Genomic DNA, 18,776 nt, shown 5'->3' on the forward strand with positions numbered 1-18,776 from the left:
CCATCAGCAATCTTCTTCTCGTTATATCGAGCGCCGGGGAAACCGCCGCCGGACACATCGTTGAGTTTCTTGACTATCATTTTCCTGATATTATCATGTTATAGAGGTATGTCAGCATCTGTTGGATTTTATCTGTACCCTCGCAAAACTGACCGAAGGGAAGAAGATCTGCCGCCCGCAACGAGTAAGGATTAATTTTCTGCTGCTCGTTGATGTGCTTTGCAACCTGATTGGTGTTGGTGCCGGTTCTTTCGATGAGCTTGATAGCGGACTTGATCAAAGCAATCATACGGGGATTGTCTCGGTCAGCCATCGGCTGCTCTTCATATTTGAGTGTGGCACAACGTACAAACGCACTCAGATTACCGTCGGTGTATCGGTCGGCTCTTGACTGCATTTCTGCGTGGGTCTGCGAATCGACACGTATTTTTATAGTGATGGATTTTTTATCCGGCATAGAGATTAACTTTTTAAGATATTATGGTTTGATAGATTGGTTGATTGAATATCTGATACAATGAAGACTATATGACTTGGTATAATGATTGCTTGATGATTTGATGAACTGATACCTTGATGATATAATATCTGGTTGTCTCGATTGTCTGATTATCCAATGCTCCATTACCCGATGACTTATTGTCCAATGGCTCATTATCATATTATCCAATGTATCGATTATCCAATGTGACGATGACCGATTAACCGAAGTATCACGGTTCATGATAAATGTGTTGCTTGATAATATATCAACCGCAGATTTTCAGTTTTTCATCATTCATTTTTCAGTCTATCATCGTTCACGGACAATGTATCATTAGATAAAAGACTGCGAGTTTCGAGCGGGATTGACCCTCACCTCGGGGAGGCGGGATAGCCGTTGTGGACACAAGCGGCATATCTTGCAAAGCAAGGTTTATACTCCAAATCAGGCGTGAGCAACCGGGGTATCTCAGTCAGTTCGACCTCGGTCGAAAATGTCATAATGTCAAAAGTTCATAGTGTCAGCGCATGGGTCATATTTTGCGATAGCAACCGTGTGACTTTTTCTTCACGAATCCTCGACCTCCGTCTCTTAGGAATCTTTTGACCGAAGATTCCGAGATTCCGAGTTGCAGGGCTTCCCGGACAGCTTCTGCCGTGGTGAACGAATCCCTGAGGTTTCCGAGTAACTCGGTGAACCGGTTGTCAAGGATACCGGTTTCAATCTCCGGTGCAATCCGGCTCTCCATGTTTCTGAAATATTCGGTGAGCCTGATGGCGAGTTCGGCAGTTCCCGGTTCAATTTTATCCATGCCCGATTCTCCACAGATACAGTGCATAATCTGTATGACCAGGCAGAAGCGGACGAGATAAGTTTCCAGTTTGCCACACAACGCCCTGACAGCATCCGAATCCGTTTCAGCATAAGCCTTGTTATTGACCTCGTCTTTCCATTGAATTACGCGGAGCTTTGCCTCTTGGGAAAACATTAGCTCTATTGAGGTTGCTTTTCCCTCTTGGTCTGTTGAAGGAGTGACTGTTACCACCTTTCGGATAATTCGCCCCCATTCTTCAAGAACGCCGTCAGGCATGGCGGTGTCATTCCACGATGGCATCTTGTCAATTTCGGGATAGACTTTCAGGAATCGAGATGAAAAGCCGTTCATCATGCGCTTGCCGCCGAACTGTTCGTCCAGGCGCCCCGGCTGAGTAGAGCCTATAATCGAACAGTAGGGATTGGCGAGGAAGATATGTTCGTTGTTTGACTTTCGGCTGTACTTGAAAGGCGTGCCGCTGAACAGACTGAGAAAGTAGCTCTCGTCTGAACCATTATAGCGGTTGAAATTGGAGAGGAGGCTGTCTATCTCATCCTTGTAAATCAGCACTCCGCGCGGATTGTCGCGCAAAGCTCCGATAAGAGCCTCTACGGTGGAATCAACCACTACATGACATTTTCGCTGAGGCATCTTCATTTCTTCAGGTAGAGAATGTTTCTCACGCTGCTTTGCCGACATGCGTTCCCATTGACGGTAGGTTTCCATCTCCTTGCAGTAGATCATGTCATACTTTCCGTCGAGTTTGAGAAGAGGTGTGACCGCCTGTTGCAATGGCGGAGTCTTGCCGCAGCTCGGCGAGCCTACAAGCACCATGTAGATTATCGGTCGGCTTACCCATCCGGTCATGAAGCGGACTGACCAAGTGTTGCCCATAGCAGCCGCGAATACTGTAAGGAAAGAGGCTGCAGTGAAATCGACATTATAGTTCTCGTATTCTTCAAGAGTCTCGATTATGTCGCGGATTGCTTTCGGAAATATCTCCAGAGGGAAAGAAGGAGTTTCGGTAGTTTTACCGGAATCGCTGGTAAAGGCAATGCTATCCTCCTCGATCAATCCACATCCGGCTTCCAACGGAAAGCGTGGATGGTTATAATAGCCATTCGCTTTCATGATGCTCAGATATTGATGTTACGTTGTCCGAGGGCTTTGCGTACCTCATATTCCGGGTACATAATCTTGTTGCCGGTCTTGACAGGTTTGAGGATACCTTTATTTGCCCAGTGCCAGAGTGTGGCATCGCATACGCCAAAGAGTTCCTTTACCTCGGCTTTGGTGAGCATACGTTCTTTCTTGGCTGCCTCGACCATCGAGCCGAGTTCATCCTTTGCGCGGCGGATCAAGTCCTCCGAAAATGCTTTGAGGTCTTCGGCGTTCATCTCTACCTTGACATGGGCCCGACCCTCATTGAGCATATCTAATAAATCTCGCATTTTTGTTTTGATTGCCGACATTGTTCGACGCTTCTACTGGCGGCATAAGACAGAAACGCCACCGCTCCGAAATGGAACGATGGCGCAAAAGTATAGCGTAATTTCTTGGATTAAAAAGAATTGATGGTTCGTTAAGTTCGCGAACTATAAAACGAATCAAACGAATCGAAAAGAGGCTATTTCAGTCTACTCCATCTGGGTCAATTCGTAAAACATCGGTCTTTATAGAGTCAATAGCGAAGCGATGTTCTGGCTCGTCTTTGATAAATCGCTTACGATTGGGAGATAAATCTTGTAGCGTGTTTACGCTCTTCTGCACCTGACGCTCGCCGACGATTTTGCATTCAGGGAATGTGGCGGATAATATCTCGACAAATCGTTTGACAGGTGTTGACGGATCCAGCTCGCCAGACTCGACAAGTGCGACATATAAGTGCGCTATGTCAACGCCACGGATATGTGTTTCTATCCATTTGCCAATGCGCTTAACAATCTCACTGCCGTGAGATGCCAAAAGGGAAAGAAGGTCATGAGATAATTCTGCGTTTTCTGTAATTTTAGCAGTCGGTTTAGACTCATCAATACCCTCCAACGCCCAATCAGCCAAATTGCCGTTATCTACACTCATGCGATAATCAAGATACTCCTTCAAATCCTTGCGCGAGCGTCGTTTATCCTCTACCTCCCTCGCAAGAAATGTCTTCATGAACTTTGCAAGCTGCCACTGGTACTGTTTGTTGTCAATCAACAGTGCTGCGTCTTCAATATTATCTATCATCATTTCAGAAGAGCGTCCATATTTGAGCCATGTAGCAAAAGGCAGCCGATATTTGGCCCATTCGCTTCCTTCGGCATGCTCGCCAAATATTCTCTCAGCAAAATCCGATTCTTGAAGAATCTTCAAAAGCTCATCCAAGTCCAGATTGTCAAGGTCAATCATATTCTCCAATCGCTTCTGAAACTCCGGCGATGCAAGAAATGCGGCTGCACCCAACAAAAACACCTCCAGCGAGTCCGCTTCGCCCATCGCCGCAGCAAGCTCTCCATATTCCTGCGGATGCTCCTCCATCCACATCTTCAAATCAATCTTTCCATCCTGACTGCCTAAGTTATCTTGCTGATTTTTCATAGTGAAATTTCTAATTCATAAAGTAATAACGCGCAAAGGTCAAAAAAAGATAATAGTACTTTGAACGAAAACAGCGACAACACATAAGTTCCGCCAAGCAGTGCAGTATCTTCAATCCAACCCTCGGACAAGCAACACCCGACCATGAGAACGAGCAACGCTCCCCGCGCAATCCAAAATACATCCAATTTATGTGTCATAGTCGTTTTGAAATAAGCGAATAAATTTTCGTCACAACAATGTATGGGATAATTGAGATTAACGAATACATTATCAAAAATAATATCAGGTAATCTGAGTTGTGGATTTATTTAGATTGGGTAAAAGAAAACAGATTGCAACAGATAAGCTGTTAGCTATCCAGACCGACAAAGAAAGTCTGATAATACTTTTCCTAAACCACTTAAATGCAATGAATCCACTCAACAAACTACATAATAGGAATATAAACGTATAGTATATGTCCCATTCCATATACAACATACTATAACCTGTTCCTACTGAAACAAAAGCTTCAAAAGCCTCAAATATCCAAAATCGCTTATCGGTCAGTTTCATGGTCGGATAAATAGATTATTTGTCTTGACAATGTTTTCAACTTGCAGCTTGGGCAGTTCAGTATGAACGTGCATATAGAAGTCATACCCGAAATCGACATAGAAATTATGTGCATGATTGGAAAATGTGGCATAGCAACATTCACGCAGACAAAGTCGGAGATAATCTGCACATTGGGATATGTGTACTCTCAATCCAAGCCGGATATTCTTGGCTGCATCAATTAAGTTTCGGTTAATAGGATTCTTTTTAGCATCAAGTATAATGTCATGTGGCTCACCTTCGAGATAATCAATTATCAGATAAGAGCACCCCGATTTTCGTGCCAGTTCTATTGCTGAATCTATATAGCATTGTTCAATTTTGAGATATTCGGTGGAAGTCAAAACATCGTCATCAAACGACTTTCCAATATCTGAAACTGATGTCCATTCATTTTTAATATAATCGCCTTTGATATATAATTTAGGGCAATATTTAGAAATGGAATAATCCATCTTGCTATTGCCTATGTTAACATCCAAAATTCTAAGGTGATTATCAACTTGACGAATAGAGAAATCACTGTATAACCCTCGCCTCCTAAGACTCTTGTGGCGTAGGAACATATCGCGAGCCTCAATACTATAGCCTTCTTGCTGGAAAACAACAGCCCTCATATATAGGCTGTCATTCAATAAAGAGTCAGCCCATCTTTTCCCCTCGCCGTGTTCATAATTTGCAAGAAACATAACATCGCAGGCTATGATGGAATCAAACAATTCAGCCGCTTCTTCCAATTTGTCGTTTGCAGTTAATGCACAGCCATAGATATATCTTACCCAATAGTCTGTAGGAGCGATGTCATACGCTTTATGTGCATGGGTGAGTGCTTCATCATACTTTCCTAATTGATAGCAGGCAGACGACAGCTCGGCTAACAGATAATATTCATTCTGCATGTCCGCCAATAACTTACGAAGATATATACGAAGCCTCTTAAAATCACCACTTCGTTTGCAGCTGTTAATTACGCTTTGAATTTTCTCTTTGTTTTTCATAGCCAGTTGTTTTTAAGGACGCGACGTGAATAAATCGGGGCGTAGAAGAAGCAGAACCATACGTTTAGCAATATGTATCCGGGCGTGTCTTGTTTTATAGCAATCGCTATATTACGTTGGATGAACACAGAAACAGCGATAATCAAAGCGATATAAAATATACCGCCTATTTTCGAGTCAATCAGTGGCGTATAGAATACCGCCGCTAATGTATATAGCAGCCAAAACAGTTGCACATTGCAAAGGAATAGATAGACCTTGCGCTTTGGAAATGTCTCCGATTCCTGTTTGCCGTCTGCCTTGCCGCTCAGGAAATATAAACTCAGGAAGGGATTGACAAAGAAGTTTCCGCAGAGTATCAATGATAGATACCTGCCACCGTATCGTACACGGCTAATACGGATATTGGCAAACAACAATCCCATCGCCGAAGCCATAAGCAGTAGCTGTGCTACTTTAGCCACATAGGAATGCAGCCACAACTCACGGTCAAGCCAACCGCCACTTATTCCGACAATAAGGACGGCAGCGTAAAACAGCAATAGAAAATTGCCGACAATGGCAGTGAGATATAAAGACTTTTTCATTCAAAACCTACGGTTAATGCTTTAACGGTATAATCTTCAATTCACAAGTAATTGGGTTAAAAGCCATTTATTCTTCTGTTTGGAAAACTCAAGAAAATATAAGCGATTATTATCCGGATCCGATATGTTCTCACAGATAACAGTATCGGATATGTGCATAATTTTTGTCTGACACCTTGGCTTGAGTCTGTCTATGTTTATACGATGAAGCATAGTAATGACATCTTTATCTTCCCAAGAATAATAGGCATCGTATTTGTCGCCATCGTGAGGAACCTGAACATTGATTTTAGAATCGTACAGTACCAATGACTTTGCTAATCTCTGTTCTTGAAAGATTGTATCTGAATGAAATTTATCAATGAACTGCAAGAAATCTTCCGGTTGTTTATTTTCTGTATTTAATGCCATTTCTAATGATGTTTCTTTGTCTGGGTTTATGTCCTTTGAATTAGCTTGGATGATTGAATATGCAAAAATGATAATAAAGCCAATAATAACCGCAAAGAATATGCTCGCCACATATTTGTTATTGTTGTGTGAAGACTGGCGGTCATAGAAATCTGAGCCGCCGAATTGCTCAATGGCATTGATAACATTTTTATTGCGGCAGTACATTCCGGATAGTCTGACCAAAATACTCTTTGGGCGCTTAGCTTCGGATAATAATGTTATGTCCAACTCTCTGTAAAAGAGGATTCCACCTACATAGGAATGTCTATAGCATACGGCGCATTTCGCTATTTCAGACCATTTCAGAGTAACGGTTTTGCTCCATTCTTTATATGCAATTCCATTGGCATCCACCCTAAGAAAGTCACGACCGAATCGGAAATATTTGACGACATATACCAGTATGAATATTCCGAAAAATGATGTACCAACGATTGCTCCGACAGGCCAAATATCAGAACAACCCCAATAGATGTTGAAAGCCAAACAGACAAGGCATAAAAGAGGAAACGTAAACGCCTCTTTCGCCGTATAGCAATCTTGTGATTTCATCGCTTACCTCCTTTCCGCCAAATGGCTATAAACAGAAATAGAGCTAAGGCATAATTTGCGAACACAAGATGCCCCGTATTGTTTATAGCGTTCTGTAAATGAATCCGAAGAATCTCAATAGCATCCTGAATATTTCTTCCCGAATCAAAATAGAATGATATTGGGTATTCGGTATAAAAAATGTAATTGGTAATATTTAGAATTGCCAAAACCATCAACACTACAATGCCTACTATCTTCTGCCACTTTTTCATACTATCTTCCTAATAATGAACTAATGACTAATTTTATGCTCAGTATCACATTGGCAATCCCGACAATTACCAGTCCTAACGCAAACCCAATCTGTGGTGAACCGACGGCTATCAACATACCGACATAAATCATACACGCTAATGCACAAATCATCAGCATGATTCGAGATAATACGCGAACCTTATGATTGCGATTGTCATACATACAGTCGCAAATAATTACAAGTATGCCCGTAGCAGAGATTGGAGTCCAAACAAAAAATCCAAACACCAATAATATGATGCCTTGAAGAAGCCACCAAATTTTTATGCTTGTATCAAACCATGTTTTCATTGCTTGCCTCCTTTCCGGTAGATACATTGGTTGGGTATGACATCGGACTCGGTGTTGTAACGGGCAAAGAATGGCTGGATATATTCGTTGAGGTCGCGCTCTATTTCGCTCCATAGTTTCATGACATCCGTGCCTGAGGTAATGCAGTACCATTTATCCTCTTTGACCGGAAGCAAGTCGCCGATTCTCTCCCGAATAGCACACTCATACTCCTTAGGGAAAGTAGGGATAATCCCGGTTTTCTTGAAATCCAGACTTTTGAGCCAAAAAGCATCGGTAAATATGCCTACGTTCAATGTGAAGCGGATTTGATTGGCATCATTCCATTTATCATTTTGAATGTTCACACAATAACCTATCGAACCATTGCTTTTGAAGAAATGATTGCCTCGTTTCTTGAAATCATTATCTTTCAGATAATCCGTTATCTTTTCAAATACGAAAGTGCGTTTGCCTTGGATGTCCATTTTCGGTAATTTGTGCCTGTCTATTTTGATTGGAATACCCAATATGAGCATGACGATCGCTCCGAATACCGGAGTTTGCCATGATATAGTTTGCTCGGAAGGATTGGAGCGCCATCCCGTTACGATGCTTGTCGAATTGAAATCAGCCACAAACATATAGATTCCTATGCCAAGCATTATAGCCGAGCATATCATCAGGATTATGAATCCTTGTCGCTGAAATCTACTGATGTGGCGATTCATACGCTAATAATCATTGGCTGATCGCTGTCGAATTATATAGATAACCGATATACAGTCCAATAAAGAAAAGTGTCGCAGATAGAATTGGATAAATCACTGCGAGTCGTCGATACACAGAAATATTATAGACATCATGCTCGCAGATTATCGCTCTATATCGTTTCTTTCGCAAAAGCAACCACCATAAAGCGGCGAGTTCGAGAATGAACATGGCTGAAATTAATATTTTCACATCAAATTTCTTCAAATCAATAATATCTGTAACATCAGCCGAAATCATTACAAAACCGATTATCCCAAAAATCGGACACAGGACACTGAGCACAGCCAACAGAGGAACGAAGAATCCATCCTGTTCCTGTCGCTTCTGCCACCAATAATATTGGTAAAATAAGGCTCTTAGCAGTTTCATTTGAGTCTATTATCTGTAATTAAGCAAAGTTACAACTAATAATCGACATTCGGTGTGACAAATGTCCCAAACGAGTATGAAAATCAGCGCGGAGATTAGCCGTTACATAATCATTCAGCACCGACAGGTCAATCCTCGGCATGAAGTCGTTAAGCCGTACATATTTTGGGTGTTGTTTCGTCTTATCCTCAGTTGTTCTTGTTGATTAGGTTGACGATGACTTTTACCATTGTGTCCTTTTCCTCGGTGCGGCTTTCTGCTATCATAAGGGTAAGGGCGACGAGGGTGTTGTCGGCAATGCGCTTGGAGCCGTCTCCGTTGTAGAGAATGCCGTTGCCGTTGAGAAACCACAGGAACAGTGTGGCGGCAATGCGTTTGTTGCCGTCGCTGAATGAGTGGTTTTTGGTAACAAGGTACAGGAGCATGGCAGCTTTTTCCTCCACTGAGGGATATAGGTCAACGCCACCGAAGGTCTGGTAAATCTGACCGATGGAGCTTTTGAAGGAATCGTCCTTTTCGTTGCCGAACAATGTGCTGCCACCGAATTTCTCATGTAACTCGCGGATGACTTCCATGGCGTTTTCGTAAGTGGCATGAAACGACTCTTTACCGGTGGTGTCCTCGATCTTCAGTTCCTGATAGTCGTAGCGGTCAAGAGTGTCGAGGGCGTATGTGTAATCGACAACAACATCGAGCAATGAACGGCTGTCCTCCGTAAGCCTTTCCTGATTCTGGATTGTGCGGCCGAGCACTTTTATCAACTGACTAAGCTCGTCATATTTCTGTGCAGCTATCCGCTCGTTTATGACATAGCCTTGAAGAAGATACTGCTTCAATATCTTATTTGCCCAGATGCGGAATTGAGTACCACGTTTGGATTTAACGCGATAGCCAACAGAGATAATAACATCAAGGCTGTAAACCTGAGTCGGTTTGTACTTCGACAGAGTATTATGCAAAATTTGCATATTACTCTCTTTCTCCAGCTCGCCTTCCTTGAAAACATTAGAGATGTGGCGGGCAATAACTGACTGATCTTTGTCAAAGAGTTCGGCCATCTGCCCTTGGCTCAGCCATACGGTATCATTCTGAACTGTCACATCAATCGACATATTTCCGTCCGGCGCCTGATAGATTACGAGCTGTGAATTATTTGTTTCCATATTCAAAATTACAATTTATATTTTGATTTGTAGCTGTTTCCGAGTAATAATAGTCAAAATACTTCGGATTTTGCGCCATTAGCGATTGCGTCTATCTCGTCGGCGATTTCGTCCGAGGAGAGTTTGATATAGTCCATAAAGGTCTTTTGTGTCTTGTGGCCGCTGACGTGCATCATCTGTACTATGGAGTATTTGTGGGTTAGGTACATGTTGGTGATTCCGCTACGGCGGGCTGTGTGGGTTGTCACGCACTTGTAGCGAGGCATTATCACCTCTCCCTTTTCGTTGTGCTCGACAACGAGCTTGCCGTCCTCCACCAGTTTCTTCTGCTTTTGAGTAAGTTTGGTTACTACCATCTTGGCTAAGTCGGGCACTTTATCGGACAACTCCTTCAGAATCTCCTTTATGTAGCGGTTGAGTATCACGTCAACAACATAAGGGAGATTGTAGTTGTATTTTTCGCATATAGCCTTTAGGTTGGGATTCATTATAGGAATCTTTACCTCGTTGCGGGTTTTCTTCTGAATGAGGCGTATTACCGGTGTTCCTTTGGCAGTAGTGGTGAAACAATCCTTGTCAATGTCGTTGTAATCGCTCACGCGTTGACAGGTGTAGCACCCGACAAGAAATATATCGCGCACCTCTTCCTGCTTGCCTGATAGTGGCATTTCATACAATGCCTGAAGCTCTGCTTCGGTAAGGTATATTTCAATAGCCTTGTCTTTCTCTTCAATTTTCTTTTTTGCGAAATATTGCAGGGCGCGGTCATTGTTGTGTATTCCGTCGGCATAGGCATAGCTGATGATTGCTCGTAGATCGACCAGGTATTTATTCTGCGCAGTCACCATATAATCTTTCTTCTCCATAAAGTTTAGGAATTTGGTGACGAATGCACGGTCTACATCATGCCATGTGTAGCGATGCTTTCTGTCAAACAGGTCATATAGTTTCCGAAAGCTATTCCATGCCTTCACAGTGCCTGGCGCGTATCTGTCATGACCATTAAGCCTGGCACCGCTCTTGATTTCATTGCAAAATCGGTCTATGAAATTCCATATTTTGGCGCGTTCAGCATCGATGCCCTCCTTTATCAGGCGCTCCTGCTCTTCCTTTATGCGTTCTTCCTCGCGTTGCCGTTCCTCCTCTTCACGCTTAGCTTTCATTATGGCTTCTGCTTTCTTCGGATTGGCGATAGAGAGGATCTCGGCCTCAACATGTGACTTATCGAAAGACATGCCCTCGACTTCCGACTTTACTACCAGTTCAATCCTATTGAGCGAGTCGTGTAGATTGAAGTTCGCCCTTTGATGTCGCATCCATTTTTCAGGACACGACAAAGCCTCTTTCCACTCTGCAACATTCACACGTATCTGAGAGGAAAAGAGCGTATCGACTTTGTGTTTCTTGTTCTGCACCCTAAAGAAAAGAGTTGCGATTTCGTTCTTCTCGTCCTGCTTGCGGATGAAGAACCGGGAAAGAGATTTTGCCATAGAATCCAAGGTTCGATTCCTTATGAATCGGACACTGCAAAGTTAGTGACTTTTCCTGAATAGTCACTACAATAGTCACTATAATTTCTAAAACAGCCGCTATCCGCCTAAATTGAAAATTGTTTAATTCGGCTTAATATCAGTATATTAGTATATAATTAAATTTAATCCGATTGATAATAATTTAATATTTATATTGCTGGTGGCACCACAAAAAGACTTTTAACTTTTAGAAAACCCCTTGAATTAGAGATAGTTCAAGGGGTCTTTTTTTACTCTCGCTACGCATTTATTACATATTTGGTTCTTGAAAGATTCTTTGGTTTTCCGGACGATTCCCGACTGTGGTAAAAAGCTCAAGACATTTTTAAAAAAGCTCAAGGTCTTTCAGGAAAAGCTCCTGCTCTTTTTTGAAAAGTTCTTGATCTTTTTAAAAAGCGTCTTTGTCTTTGATGGGGGATTTTATTCTGCTATGACCGTGTAGTCATTACATTACTAACCTTCCGGCTTACACGTTAGTACGTATAATGCTACACGTTAGTATGTGTTGCGTCTCACCATAGTACGTGTTTCATCCGCACGACAGAGGCTTCAAAACAACGTCTGTTCCTTGTTGAAAAACAACAGGACATTTTGATGCTTTTCCACTCGTATTGTATATACATGGCAAAACACCTTATTTTTCTTTCAGAAGTTTCAGCCTCCCCGCAAACGCCCTGTTCATCGGCTTTTCGGCTGAAGGATATGCACGATAAAATCCTTCAGCCGGAAAAGATCTTTCAGCGTGGCGTAAGCGTCTCCGCGATTCTATATAGTTTGCTAAAATAAAAAGGCTAATGCTCCCTTTTTATCCATTAGCCTTTTTCCATCTGTCAGGAAGCAGTTCCCTGTATTTTTCAAGTGGTGTGTTTGGTTGCCATTCAGCTGTTCTGTTTATCACATCCGTGAGATACTCAAACAGATTCACTTTATGCATCCTACAGGTGAGTGCTATCGTGTAGAGTATGGCGCCCCGTCCGGCTCCCTTATGGCTGCCGAAGAACAATGAGTTTTTTCTTGATAAGGATATGTACCGGTTCATCCGTTCAACTATATTGTTGTCCAGGTAAGTGTCACCATAATTAAAGATGTCCACCACGGCATTCCACTCCTTGCGAAGATAGGTGATAGCTTCTTGTAGTTCGCTCTTTGGTAATAAATCCCCCCGCTCTTCTATTTCATCAAACACATCTTTTATTTCTCCGAGTATGTCCGGCGCATACTTTTTTCGATGCATAAGATTCTGTTCTACCGTCCATCCGTCAACCCCAACTTTATGCTTATGCTCGTTTTGATAAAGTGTGTTTATCAGCTCCACGATTCTTTTTGCATCCGGATCATTCTCACCGCAATCTATAAATTTCCGTTTTATATGTTGCAGGCACGGGATGCGTGTGATATGGGGATAAGCATCGCTTTCGAGCTTCCGGTAAGGTGAGTAGCCGTCGCTTTGTATGATACCTTTGCAACTGCCCAATTCGTTAAGAATAACTCTTTCAGACCGGGAGCCGTCATCATAGAGCAGGTATATCATCCTGGTGTTTATGCCCACAACCACCCAGAGGTATCCCTTTCTGACTCCTTTTCCCTTGCTGTTCTTTTCCGGGACGAGTATTTTGTAATAGGTTTCGTCGGCTGCCTTATAAGGATCACTCAAAGCCGTCTGCCGGATACACTTATAAAGATTTTCGAAGAGGCCTGAGGCTTTTTCTATCAACTTATGAGCCGTAGGTTTCTTCAGCGTAAAGCCATGACTTTCGAAGTAGTTGATGATTCTTTCAACTGGCAGCGATTGTATATAACGCAATTCCATCAGCCCGGCAATGAATGAGCCGTCATAGCTGGAATTCAAGAAAGCCGAGACCGGGGTCTTTCCCTCAAAGAGACGACCGTCTTGCGCATAGGTGTGTATCTTGTAGACGTGCTTGATGAAGCGCATGGGTACACATTCATAGCGGACGCATATTCTGGGAGTGGTAGTAAACAACCGGGCTTTATTGATGTCAAAATCGGGATCATCAGGATAAACGACATGTTCTTCTTCCTCCATCTCATAATGCATGTCACGTCTGGCACCATTGTTCTTTCCGGCTTTACGCTTATCCGCTTTTTCAGCTTCTCTCTTCTGCCGCTCTTCTTCGGACATGGCAGGTTGGGGAGCGTGTTGCTGTTCGGATGTGTTGGATACAAGTTTGGCGAGCCCCTTGGCAAGGCGCTGTTGTTTGCTAAGAGATTCGCCTTTTTGAAGGAGTGCCTCTTTAAGGGAAGAGACCTCCTTTATCAAATTATCTATCTGGTCCAGGAGTCTGTTGTTGTCATCCCGTAATTCCCTGATCTGCTCCTTCAATAACTCTATGATCTCATCCTTTTTCATGGCATAAAGATACGAAAAATCAATGAACTGACCAAAACATTCGGGTGGTAATTTAAAATCAAATAGCTAATATACAGTATATTACATTAGATTCTGAAACGTTTTCGCAACCGTACAGACTTCAATGACACTCCATTTAAGATAAAAGACAAAACCTGATAAGAGATCTCATAATTGCCTGTATGGGGGTTAAATGTCGGCAACTCAAAACTTCCACCTTCCAGACGCTTGTAGTACAAAAGAAAGCCGTCACCATCCCAACGCAGTATTTTTACACTTTGCCGGTTTTTGCCAAAGAATAAAAATATATCTCCGGAAATGGGGGACAACTCCTTCATTTGAGAGCGTATGATTTTGAATAGACCGTCAATGCCAAGGTTCATACGAACAAAGCCCTGGTACAGATAGTATCGGTTGGCTGATGTTAGAGAATACATGGATCCCCCTCCTTTCTTTCGTAATCGCGTAACATTTTAATAATACCCCCGGGAGTGGCCCGTTTGACTGAAATGGTCGTTCCACTGTTAAACGTGATTGTGATCCCGGAAAGACTGAACTCTTCTTCCGACGACATGGCGGGGGCTATTTGAGTGAACGCAGGAGAGGTAGTGGTCAGTGGGGACGGCTCAACGCCGCCATAATAATCACGAACCACATCTGCCTTAGCTTGTTTAACGCTATAGCCCCGTCGGGACATCCAGGAACTCATACCTCCAAAAGTGGTATGCTGCTCGCGGCAAACATCCGCTAAAGAACAAGTGTAGTCTACTTTTAAGACTTCTTGGAAACGTTTCCAAGTTCTTCTAAATCTATTTTCTAAATCCATAATGCTGCATTTTTATACCTCGCAAAGATATGAGAGCTAAAAACGGACAGCAATATAGAATCGCGGAGACGCTTACAGCGTGGCAGGGTAAGCGATGCCATATTGTTTGGTTCTTTATCGGGGTTCGGATTCACCTTTATACATTTATTGACCACGGCTGAAAGAAAGAACTGCGCGGTTGAAGGATCTCAGCGCATCAATCTGTCAGCCGAAAAGCCGATGAACAGGGCGTTTGCGGGGAGGCTGAAACTTCTGAAAGATTTTTTGGAACATTCTTCAAAAGAGGGGTATTTCTCTTCAAAAGATGGATAGGCATATCAAAAAGACGGTAGAAAGACTTTGAAAACTTGTCGCAAGATGTTGCAATTCTTGTCGCAAGTTTCTCGGAATCTTGTAGCAGGATTTGCAGATTCTTGGTATAGGAATATCTTGTTTGATTTTATAGCTGTCCGGTAAAGATGAAGAAGCGTTTACCAGGCATTGAATAAAAACGCAGGGCTCAGATTTATATCAAGATAAACCGAGCCCCGAAACTCCTTCTATTTGTAGATGAGCGTTGCAAATATACACCGATATATTTGAATATGCAACATTTTTTGCACCGTGATTGTTTAATTAAATCGTGATATAAATTAATACCCCTGCTACAGCTAGTGATAGGGGATAATTTTATTTTACCCTTTTAATTCTTTAGTTTTTCTTAGACCTTAACTTGCACATACTTTCACCGTACAACTCAATGGCATGGGCCGTATGAATGATTCGGTCAAGGATGGCGTCGGCTATTGTCGGATCACCAACCTTGTTACACCAGTTGGACGATGGGTACTGCGAGGTTATGATAGTGGATTTCCTTTCATGCCTGTCCTCAATAATTTCGAGCAGGATGGGACGTTCCTTGACATCAAGAGGTACAAGGAACAGGTCATCAAGGATGAGTAACTGACAACGCTCAATCTTCTTGAACTCAGTTTCAAGTGTTCCTTTGACTTTGGCAACCTTCAGTGCGCCAAGTAGTTTTGGCGCATTGGCATAGAAAGTACGGAATCCCCTTTTGCATGCCTCGTGGCCAAGGGCACATGTCAGATAGCTTTCCCCCGTACTTGAAGAACCGGTAATGAAAAGGTTCTGCTCCTTATGTACAAAGTCAAGTGTGGCGAGGCATTCCATCTGATTGCGCTCTAGGCCTCGGTTTGTGGCATAGTCAATCTGTTATTCATTTGTATAGATTTTATTATTATCCCTTATATCAGGACTCGGGTTCTCAAATCTACAAAAAAAACTCTAACGACACTTGTACTAAGTGGTTAATGTTATTTTGACCAAAAGGGTCAAAATAGAGTGGCTTTTCCAATCTGCTTTCAATCGGCTCACGCATCAAGTGGGACAAGGAGAGGTTGAATAAAATCATATACACGTTATCCCAATCCGGCACATTTGTAACGGATGATATAGTCATACTCTTTCATGAAAACAAGCAAGATTTGTCGTTTAACGCTTGCATCAGCCAGCAGATAGCAAAACTGAAACGCTTGGGGAAGATACGCACCTCGGAAACCTATATAGCTGCCCCTCAGAAGTTTCAGCGGTTTCATGAATAACAAGGAGGTCTTGTTTGACCAGCTCAATGCAGATTTGTTTGCAGAGTATGAGGCTTATCTGAAAAGCAGGGGAAATACGCCCAATACTATATCTTTCTACATGTGTATTCTGAAAGCTATTTATAACCGTGCGGTGGAGGACGGGGCAACTGCTGTTCGTCAAATCCTCCATGATTTTATCGGTAGATCTTTATATTCAAATAAAACGTTTTAAATTAGTGAAATTGGAAATTATTTGCTAATTTTGTATAGCATGATTTTAATGGACCATTATTAAATGGTAGCAGAAAAACGATTGATATCCCATTTGTATCAAAGTAAAGAGGATGGGAAGTGGATAATACAGTCCAATGAAGAACACCAAAAAGGAGTCGCAAAAATGGCAGCTTCTTTTGCTAAACGGTTTAAACTTCCTTCTTGGGGATATGTGCTTGGTTTGCTTCATGACAAAGGTAAAGAACGTGCAGCATTCCAGCAATATATACGTAAAGTAAACGGCTTGCCTACAGATGATAAAAAGCACTATGATGATCACACTCATGCTTTTGTGGGTGGAATACTGGCAAATGATCTTATGGGAGAAGATATCTTCAACCTTCTTGTTAACCCAATAATTTCCCATCATACAGGACTACATGATTATGTGAAAGCAGAAGATATCTTGCAGGAAAAGCAACTGCCCGAAGAAATAAGCAAGGATAATCTAAATATAGATATACCCTTGTTATTTAAAGAGTTTCTTGAATCACCTTTTTCTAAATCCAAAGTAGATCGAAAACACTTTCATCATCTGTCTCGTATGCTCTTCTCCTGTCTTGTGGATGCAGACTGGCTTGACACAGAGAAATTTATGGATTTGGAATCATGGCGGAAAAGAAGATGTTCTTCTACGATTGCCGATTTGTTACCGAAGTTGGAGGCGTATTTGCAAAAATTGCAATTGAATGCAGTTGATACGGAAGTGAACCGCATTCGTAGGAAAGTACAAGAACAATGTAGCAAAACTTCTTTGGGTGAGAAAGGATTCTACAGCCTTACGGTGCCAACAGGAGGTGGTAAGACACTTTCTTCTATACTATGGGCTATGAAGCATGCTGCAAATCATAATATGAATCGCATTATCATTGCCATTCCATATACCAGCATTATTGTGCAGACGGCAGGTCTCTTGAAGGAAATTTTCGGTGAAGAGAACGTATTGGAACACCACAGTAATTTTAATTCGGATGATATTAAAAATGAGGAAGTGCGCGAGAAAGCGAAGCTGGCTACAGAGAATTGGGATTATCCCATTGTTGTCACTACCAACGTGCAACTTTTTGAATCTATGTTTAGCAATAAATCTTTCGTTTGTCGCAAGTTGCATAATATAGTGAACTCTGTTATTATATTGGACGAAGTCCAGATGTTGCCGACTGATTTTTTACAACCGATAGTCGATGCGATGGTGGCATACCAAAAAATGTTCGAGGTATCTATATTGTTTACAACAGCAAGTCAGCCGGTACTTTGCGGTTTGATAGAAGGTGTGAACCCTAAAGTTGGATTTAAGGGAATAGAACATATTATGGAAATTGTTCCGATAGAATTTGCGTTACATGACAAACTTCGTCGTGTGAGATTAGAAATAGATAACATAGGGAAAACATACGATGAAATAGCAGCAATGGTGTCCGAACATGATAAGGTATTGTGTATTGTGAATACCCGTGAGGATGCTAAGAAACTGTATGATCGCTTACCTGACGAAGGAGTAAAAATTCATCTATCGAGAATGATGTGTCCTGCTCATATCAGTGAAACGATATGCAAGATAAAAGCTTTGTTGAAGGACGAAGCATATCCGGTTGTAAGAGTAATAGCAACCCAACTCGTAGAAGCAGGTGTGGATATAGACTTTCCGGTTGTATTCCGTCAAGAGGCAGGGCTAGATTCTGTATTGCAAGCGGCGGGAAGATGTAACCGTGAAGGGAAAAATAGGATTGGCCACACATTTGTATTCAGCCTTTCTGCAGAGAAGCGCATTCCATTTGGTTCAATGGCGGCAGCCAACAATGCACGACTGAATTTGCCAACAGACAATGATTGGTTTGCCCCTTCTACAATGGAAAAGTATTTTAAACAGCTTTATTGCAGGAAGGCCACATTCGATAAAAAGGATATGAAACACTATCTTTACAAACTTGATGAGCTATGTTTTGAAACTGCATCAAAGGAGTTTAGGCTAATTGATGACGATGGTATGAATGTCATAGTAAACTGGGAAAATAGTATGGAGCTTGTGGAAACTTTGAAAAAGTCAGGTTGTACATATCCATTAATGAAACAACTGGCCAAGTTTACTGTAGGCGTTCATCGCTCGGATTTCAGTCAATTGGTTAAATATGGTGCTGTTGAAGAAATATTGGAAGGTATATATGTACTGCTGGACAGGGAGCAGTATGATAGTGTTACGGGGCTCAGCCTTGACAACCATTGGATGGAGGAGATATTAATGATATAAAG

General features: G+C 42.2%; 18 protein-coding genes and 1 pseudogene. 2 read left to right on the forward strand and 17 right to left on the reverse strand.

All coding sequences use genetic code 11. From position 1 onward, the window contains the following. Nucleotides 1-76 precede the first annotated feature (76 nt). The 17 genes and pseudogenes from ACYQ0C_RS01630 to ACYQ0C_RS01710 all read right to left on the reverse strand — a co-directional run bounded on the left by ACYQ0C_RS01630 (nt 77) and on the right by ACYQ0C_RS01710 (nt 16,265). Nucleotides 77-457 carry a hypothetical protein gene (locus ACYQ0C_RS01630; RefSeq protein ID WP_025076763.1) on the reverse strand — a complete coding sequence of 127 codons (381 nt, stop codon included), beginning with the start codon at nt 455-457 and terminating at the stop codon, nt 77-79. 559 nt (nt 458-1,016) lie between these two features. Further along, nucleotides 1,017-2,429, reverse strand: a complete 1,413-nt coding sequence (locus tag ACYQ0C_RS01635) for a DUF3987 domain-containing protein (RefSeq protein WP_025077229.1) — start codon at nt 2,427-2,429, stop codon at nt 1,017-1,019. 5 nt (nt 2,430-2,434) lie between these two features. Next, complete coding sequence (locus ACYQ0C_RS01640; protein WP_235783341.1) at nt 2,435-2,770, reverse strand: helix-turn-helix domain-containing protein; 336 nt, start codon at nt 2,768-2,770, stop codon at nt 2,435-2,437. Nucleotides 2,771-2,930: 160 nt separating this feature from the next. Further along, nucleotides 2,931-3,878: a DUF6043 family protein gene (locus ACYQ0C_RS01645; protein WP_025077231.1), complete on the reverse strand. Its 948-nt coding sequence runs from the start codon at nt 3,876-3,878 to the stop codon at nt 2,931-2,933. A gap of 554 nt (nt 3,879-4,432) precedes the next feature. Then, nucleotides 4,433-5,476 carry a tetratricopeptide repeat protein gene (locus tag ACYQ0C_RS01650; protein ID WP_025077234.1) on the reverse strand — a complete coding sequence of 348 codons (1,044 nt, stop codon included), beginning with the start codon at nt 5,474-5,476 and terminating at the stop codon, nt 4,433-4,435. Next, a complete protein-coding gene (locus tag ACYQ0C_RS01655) occupies nt 5,473-6,063 on the reverse strand; it encodes a hypothetical protein (RefSeq protein WP_025077235.1) in 591 nt (196 codons plus the stop codon). The genes ACYQ0C_RS01650 and ACYQ0C_RS01655 overlap by 4 nt, the downstream gene beginning before the upstream one ends. Before the next feature lie 36 nt (nt 6,064-6,099). Beyond that, on the reverse strand, nt 6,100-7,068 hold the full coding sequence (locus ACYQ0C_RS01660) for a hypothetical protein (protein WP_025077236.1): 969 nt from the start codon (nt 7,066-7,068) through the stop codon (nt 6,100-6,102). A 255-nt stretch (nt 7,069-7,323) separates the two neighbouring features. Further along, nucleotides 7,324-7,656, reverse strand: coding sequence for a hypothetical protein (locus tag ACYQ0C_RS01665; protein WP_025077238.1), 333 nt, complete (start codon nt 7,654-7,656; stop codon nt 7,324-7,326). Then, a complete protein-coding gene (locus ACYQ0C_RS01670) occupies nt 7,653-8,300 on the reverse strand; it encodes a DUF4304 domain-containing protein (RefSeq protein WP_025077239.1) in 648 nt (215 codons plus the stop codon). The genes ACYQ0C_RS01665 and ACYQ0C_RS01670 overlap by 4 nt, the downstream gene beginning before the upstream one ends. Nucleotides 8,301-8,376: 76 nt before the next feature. After that, nucleotides 8,377-8,778 (reverse strand): hypothetical protein, encoded by a 402-nt coding sequence (locus tag ACYQ0C_RS01675; RefSeq protein WP_025077240.1) that lies wholly within the window; start codon nt 8,776-8,778, stop codon nt 8,377-8,379. Between the two features lie 188 nt (nt 8,779-8,966). Then, the gene (locus ACYQ0C_RS01680) at nt 8,967-9,941 is read right to left on the reverse strand and encodes a virulence RhuM family protein/type II toxin-antitoxin system death-on-curing family toxin (protein WP_123549772.1); all 975 of its coding nucleotides are present in this window, start codon (nt 9,939-9,941) and stop codon (nt 8,967-8,969) included. Between the two features lie 53 nt (nt 9,942-9,994). Beyond that, nucleotides 9,995-11,431 carry a tyrosine-type recombinase/integrase gene (locus tag ACYQ0C_RS01685; protein ID WP_025077241.1) on the reverse strand — a complete coding sequence of 479 codons (1,437 nt, stop codon included), beginning with the start codon at nt 11,429-11,431 and terminating at the stop codon, nt 9,995-9,997. 847 nt (nt 11,432-12,278) lie between these two features. Next, on the reverse strand, nt 12,279-13,844 hold the full coding sequence (tnpC, locus tag ACYQ0C_RS01690; RefSeq protein ID WP_016275316.1) for an IS66 family transposase: 1,566 nt from the start codon (nt 13,842-13,844) through the stop codon (nt 12,279-12,281). A gap of 86 nt (nt 13,845-13,930) precedes the next feature. Next, nucleotides 13,931-14,281, reverse strand: a complete 351-nt coding sequence (gene tnpB, locus ACYQ0C_RS01695) for an IS66 family insertion sequence element accessory protein TnpB (RefSeq protein WP_011964763.1) — start codon at nt 14,279-14,281, stop codon at nt 13,931-13,933. Continuing rightward, on the reverse strand, nt 14,269-14,670 hold the full coding sequence (locus tag ACYQ0C_RS01700; protein WP_016274973.1) for a hypothetical protein: 402 nt from the start codon (nt 14,668-14,670) through the stop codon (nt 14,269-14,271). Before ACYQ0C_RS01700 ends, tnpB begins: the two co-directional genes overlap by 13 nt. 690 nt (nt 14,671-15,360) lie before the next feature. After that, nucleotides 15,361-15,882, reverse strand: a pseudogene (locus ACYQ0C_RS01705) (ATP-binding protein); the annotation flags it as partial. Between the two features lie 206 nt (nt 15,883-16,088). Next, the gene (locus tag ACYQ0C_RS01710) at nt 16,089-16,265 is read right to left on the reverse strand and encodes a hypothetical protein (protein WP_244964617.1); all 177 of its coding nucleotides are present in this window, start codon (nt 16,263-16,265) and stop codon (nt 16,089-16,091) included. Between ACYQ0C_RS01710 and ACYQ0C_RS01715 the strand changes: the two genes are divergently transcribed. Together ACYQ0C_RS01715 and ACYQ0C_RS01720 are read left to right on the forward strand one after the other, a co-directional pair. Further along, on the forward strand, nt 16,264-16,485 hold the full coding sequence (locus tag ACYQ0C_RS01715) for a phage integrase SAM-like domain-containing protein (protein ID WP_025077040.1): 222 nt from the start codon (nt 16,264-16,266) through the stop codon (nt 16,483-16,485). The two genes, ACYQ0C_RS01710 and ACYQ0C_RS01715, sit on opposite strands and share 2 nt — an antisense overlap. Nucleotides 16,486-16,548: 63 nt before the next feature. Beyond that, nucleotides 16,549-18,774: a CRISPR-associated helicase/endonuclease Cas3 gene (locus ACYQ0C_RS01720; RefSeq protein ID WP_016275318.1), complete on the forward strand. Its 2,226-nt coding sequence runs from the start codon at nt 16,549-16,551 to the stop codon at nt 18,772-18,774. Nucleotides 18,775-18,776 lie beyond the last annotated feature (2 nt).

The organism is Phocaeicola sartorii JCM 17136 = DSM 21941, assembly GCF_054653615.1.

Excerpts from the sequence above, each read along its gene's own strand:
- ACYQ0C_RS01655 (WP_025077235.1), bottom strand. The coding sequence starts at position 6,063 with ATGAAAAAGTCTTTATATCTCACTGCCATTGTCGGCAATTTTCTATTG.
- tnpB (WP_011964763.1), bottom strand. The coding sequence starts at position 14,281 with ATGTATTCTCTAACATCAGCCAACCGATACTATCTGTACCAGGGCTTT.
- ACYQ0C_RS01680 (WP_123549772.1), bottom strand. The coding sequence starts at position 9,941 with ATGGAAACAAATAATTCACAGCTCGTAATCTATCAGGCGCCGGACGGA.
- ACYQ0C_RS01645 (WP_025077231.1), bottom strand. The coding sequence starts at position 3,878 with ATGAAAAATCAGCAAGATAACTTAGGCAGTCAGGATGGAAAGATTGAT.
- ACYQ0C_RS01710 (WP_244964617.1), bottom strand. The coding sequence starts at position 16,265 with ATGAAACCGCTGAAACTTCTGAGGGGCAGCTATATAGGTTTCCGAGGT.
- tnpC (WP_016275316.1), bottom strand. The coding sequence starts at position 13,844 with ATGAAAAAGGATGAGATCATAGAGTTATTGAAGGAGCAGATCAGGGAA.
- ACYQ0C_RS01640 (WP_235783341.1), bottom strand. The coding sequence starts at position 2,770 with ATGTCGGCAATCAAAACAAAAATGCGAGATTTATTAGATATGCTCAAT.
- ACYQ0C_RS01700 (WP_016274973.1), bottom strand. The coding sequence starts at position 14,670 with ATGGATTTAGAAAATAGATTTAGAAGAACTTGGAAACGTTTCCAAGAA.
- ACYQ0C_RS01670 (WP_025077239.1), bottom strand. The coding sequence starts at position 8,300 with ATGCTTGGCATAGGAATCTATATGTTTGTGGCTGATTTCAATTCGACA.
- ACYQ0C_RS01665 (WP_025077238.1), bottom strand. The coding sequence starts at position 7,656 with ATGAAAACATGGTTTGATACAAGCATAAAAATTTGGTGGCTTCTTCAA.
- ACYQ0C_RS01720 (WP_016275318.1), top strand. The coding sequence starts at position 16,549 with ATGGTAGCAGAAAAACGATTGATATCCCATTTGTATCAAAGTAAAGAG.
- ACYQ0C_RS01715 (WP_025077040.1), top strand. The coding sequence starts at position 16,264 with ATGAATAACAAGGAGGTCTTGTTTGACCAGCTCAATGCAGATTTGTTT.
- ACYQ0C_RS01660 (WP_025077236.1), bottom strand. The coding sequence starts at position 7,068 with ATGAAATCACAAGATTGCTATACGGCGAAAGAGGCGTTTACGTTTCCT.
- ACYQ0C_RS01685 (WP_025077241.1), bottom strand. The coding sequence starts at position 11,431 with ATGGCAAAATCTCTTTCCCGGTTCTTCATCCGCAAGCAGGACGAGAAG.
- ACYQ0C_RS01675 (WP_025077240.1), bottom strand. The coding sequence starts at position 8,778 with ATGAAACTGCTAAGAGCCTTATTTTACCAATATTATTGGTGGCAGAAG.
- ACYQ0C_RS01650 (WP_025077234.1), bottom strand. The coding sequence starts at position 5,476 with ATGAAAAACAAAGAGAAAATTCAAAGCGTAATTAACAGCTGCAAACGA.
- ACYQ0C_RS01630 (WP_025076763.1), bottom strand. The coding sequence starts at position 457 with ATGCCGGATAAAAAATCCATCACTATAAAAATACGTGTCGATTCGCAG.
- ACYQ0C_RS01635 (WP_025077229.1), bottom strand. The coding sequence starts at position 2,429 with ATGAAAGCGAATGGCTATTATAACCATCCACGCTTTCCGTTGGAAGCC.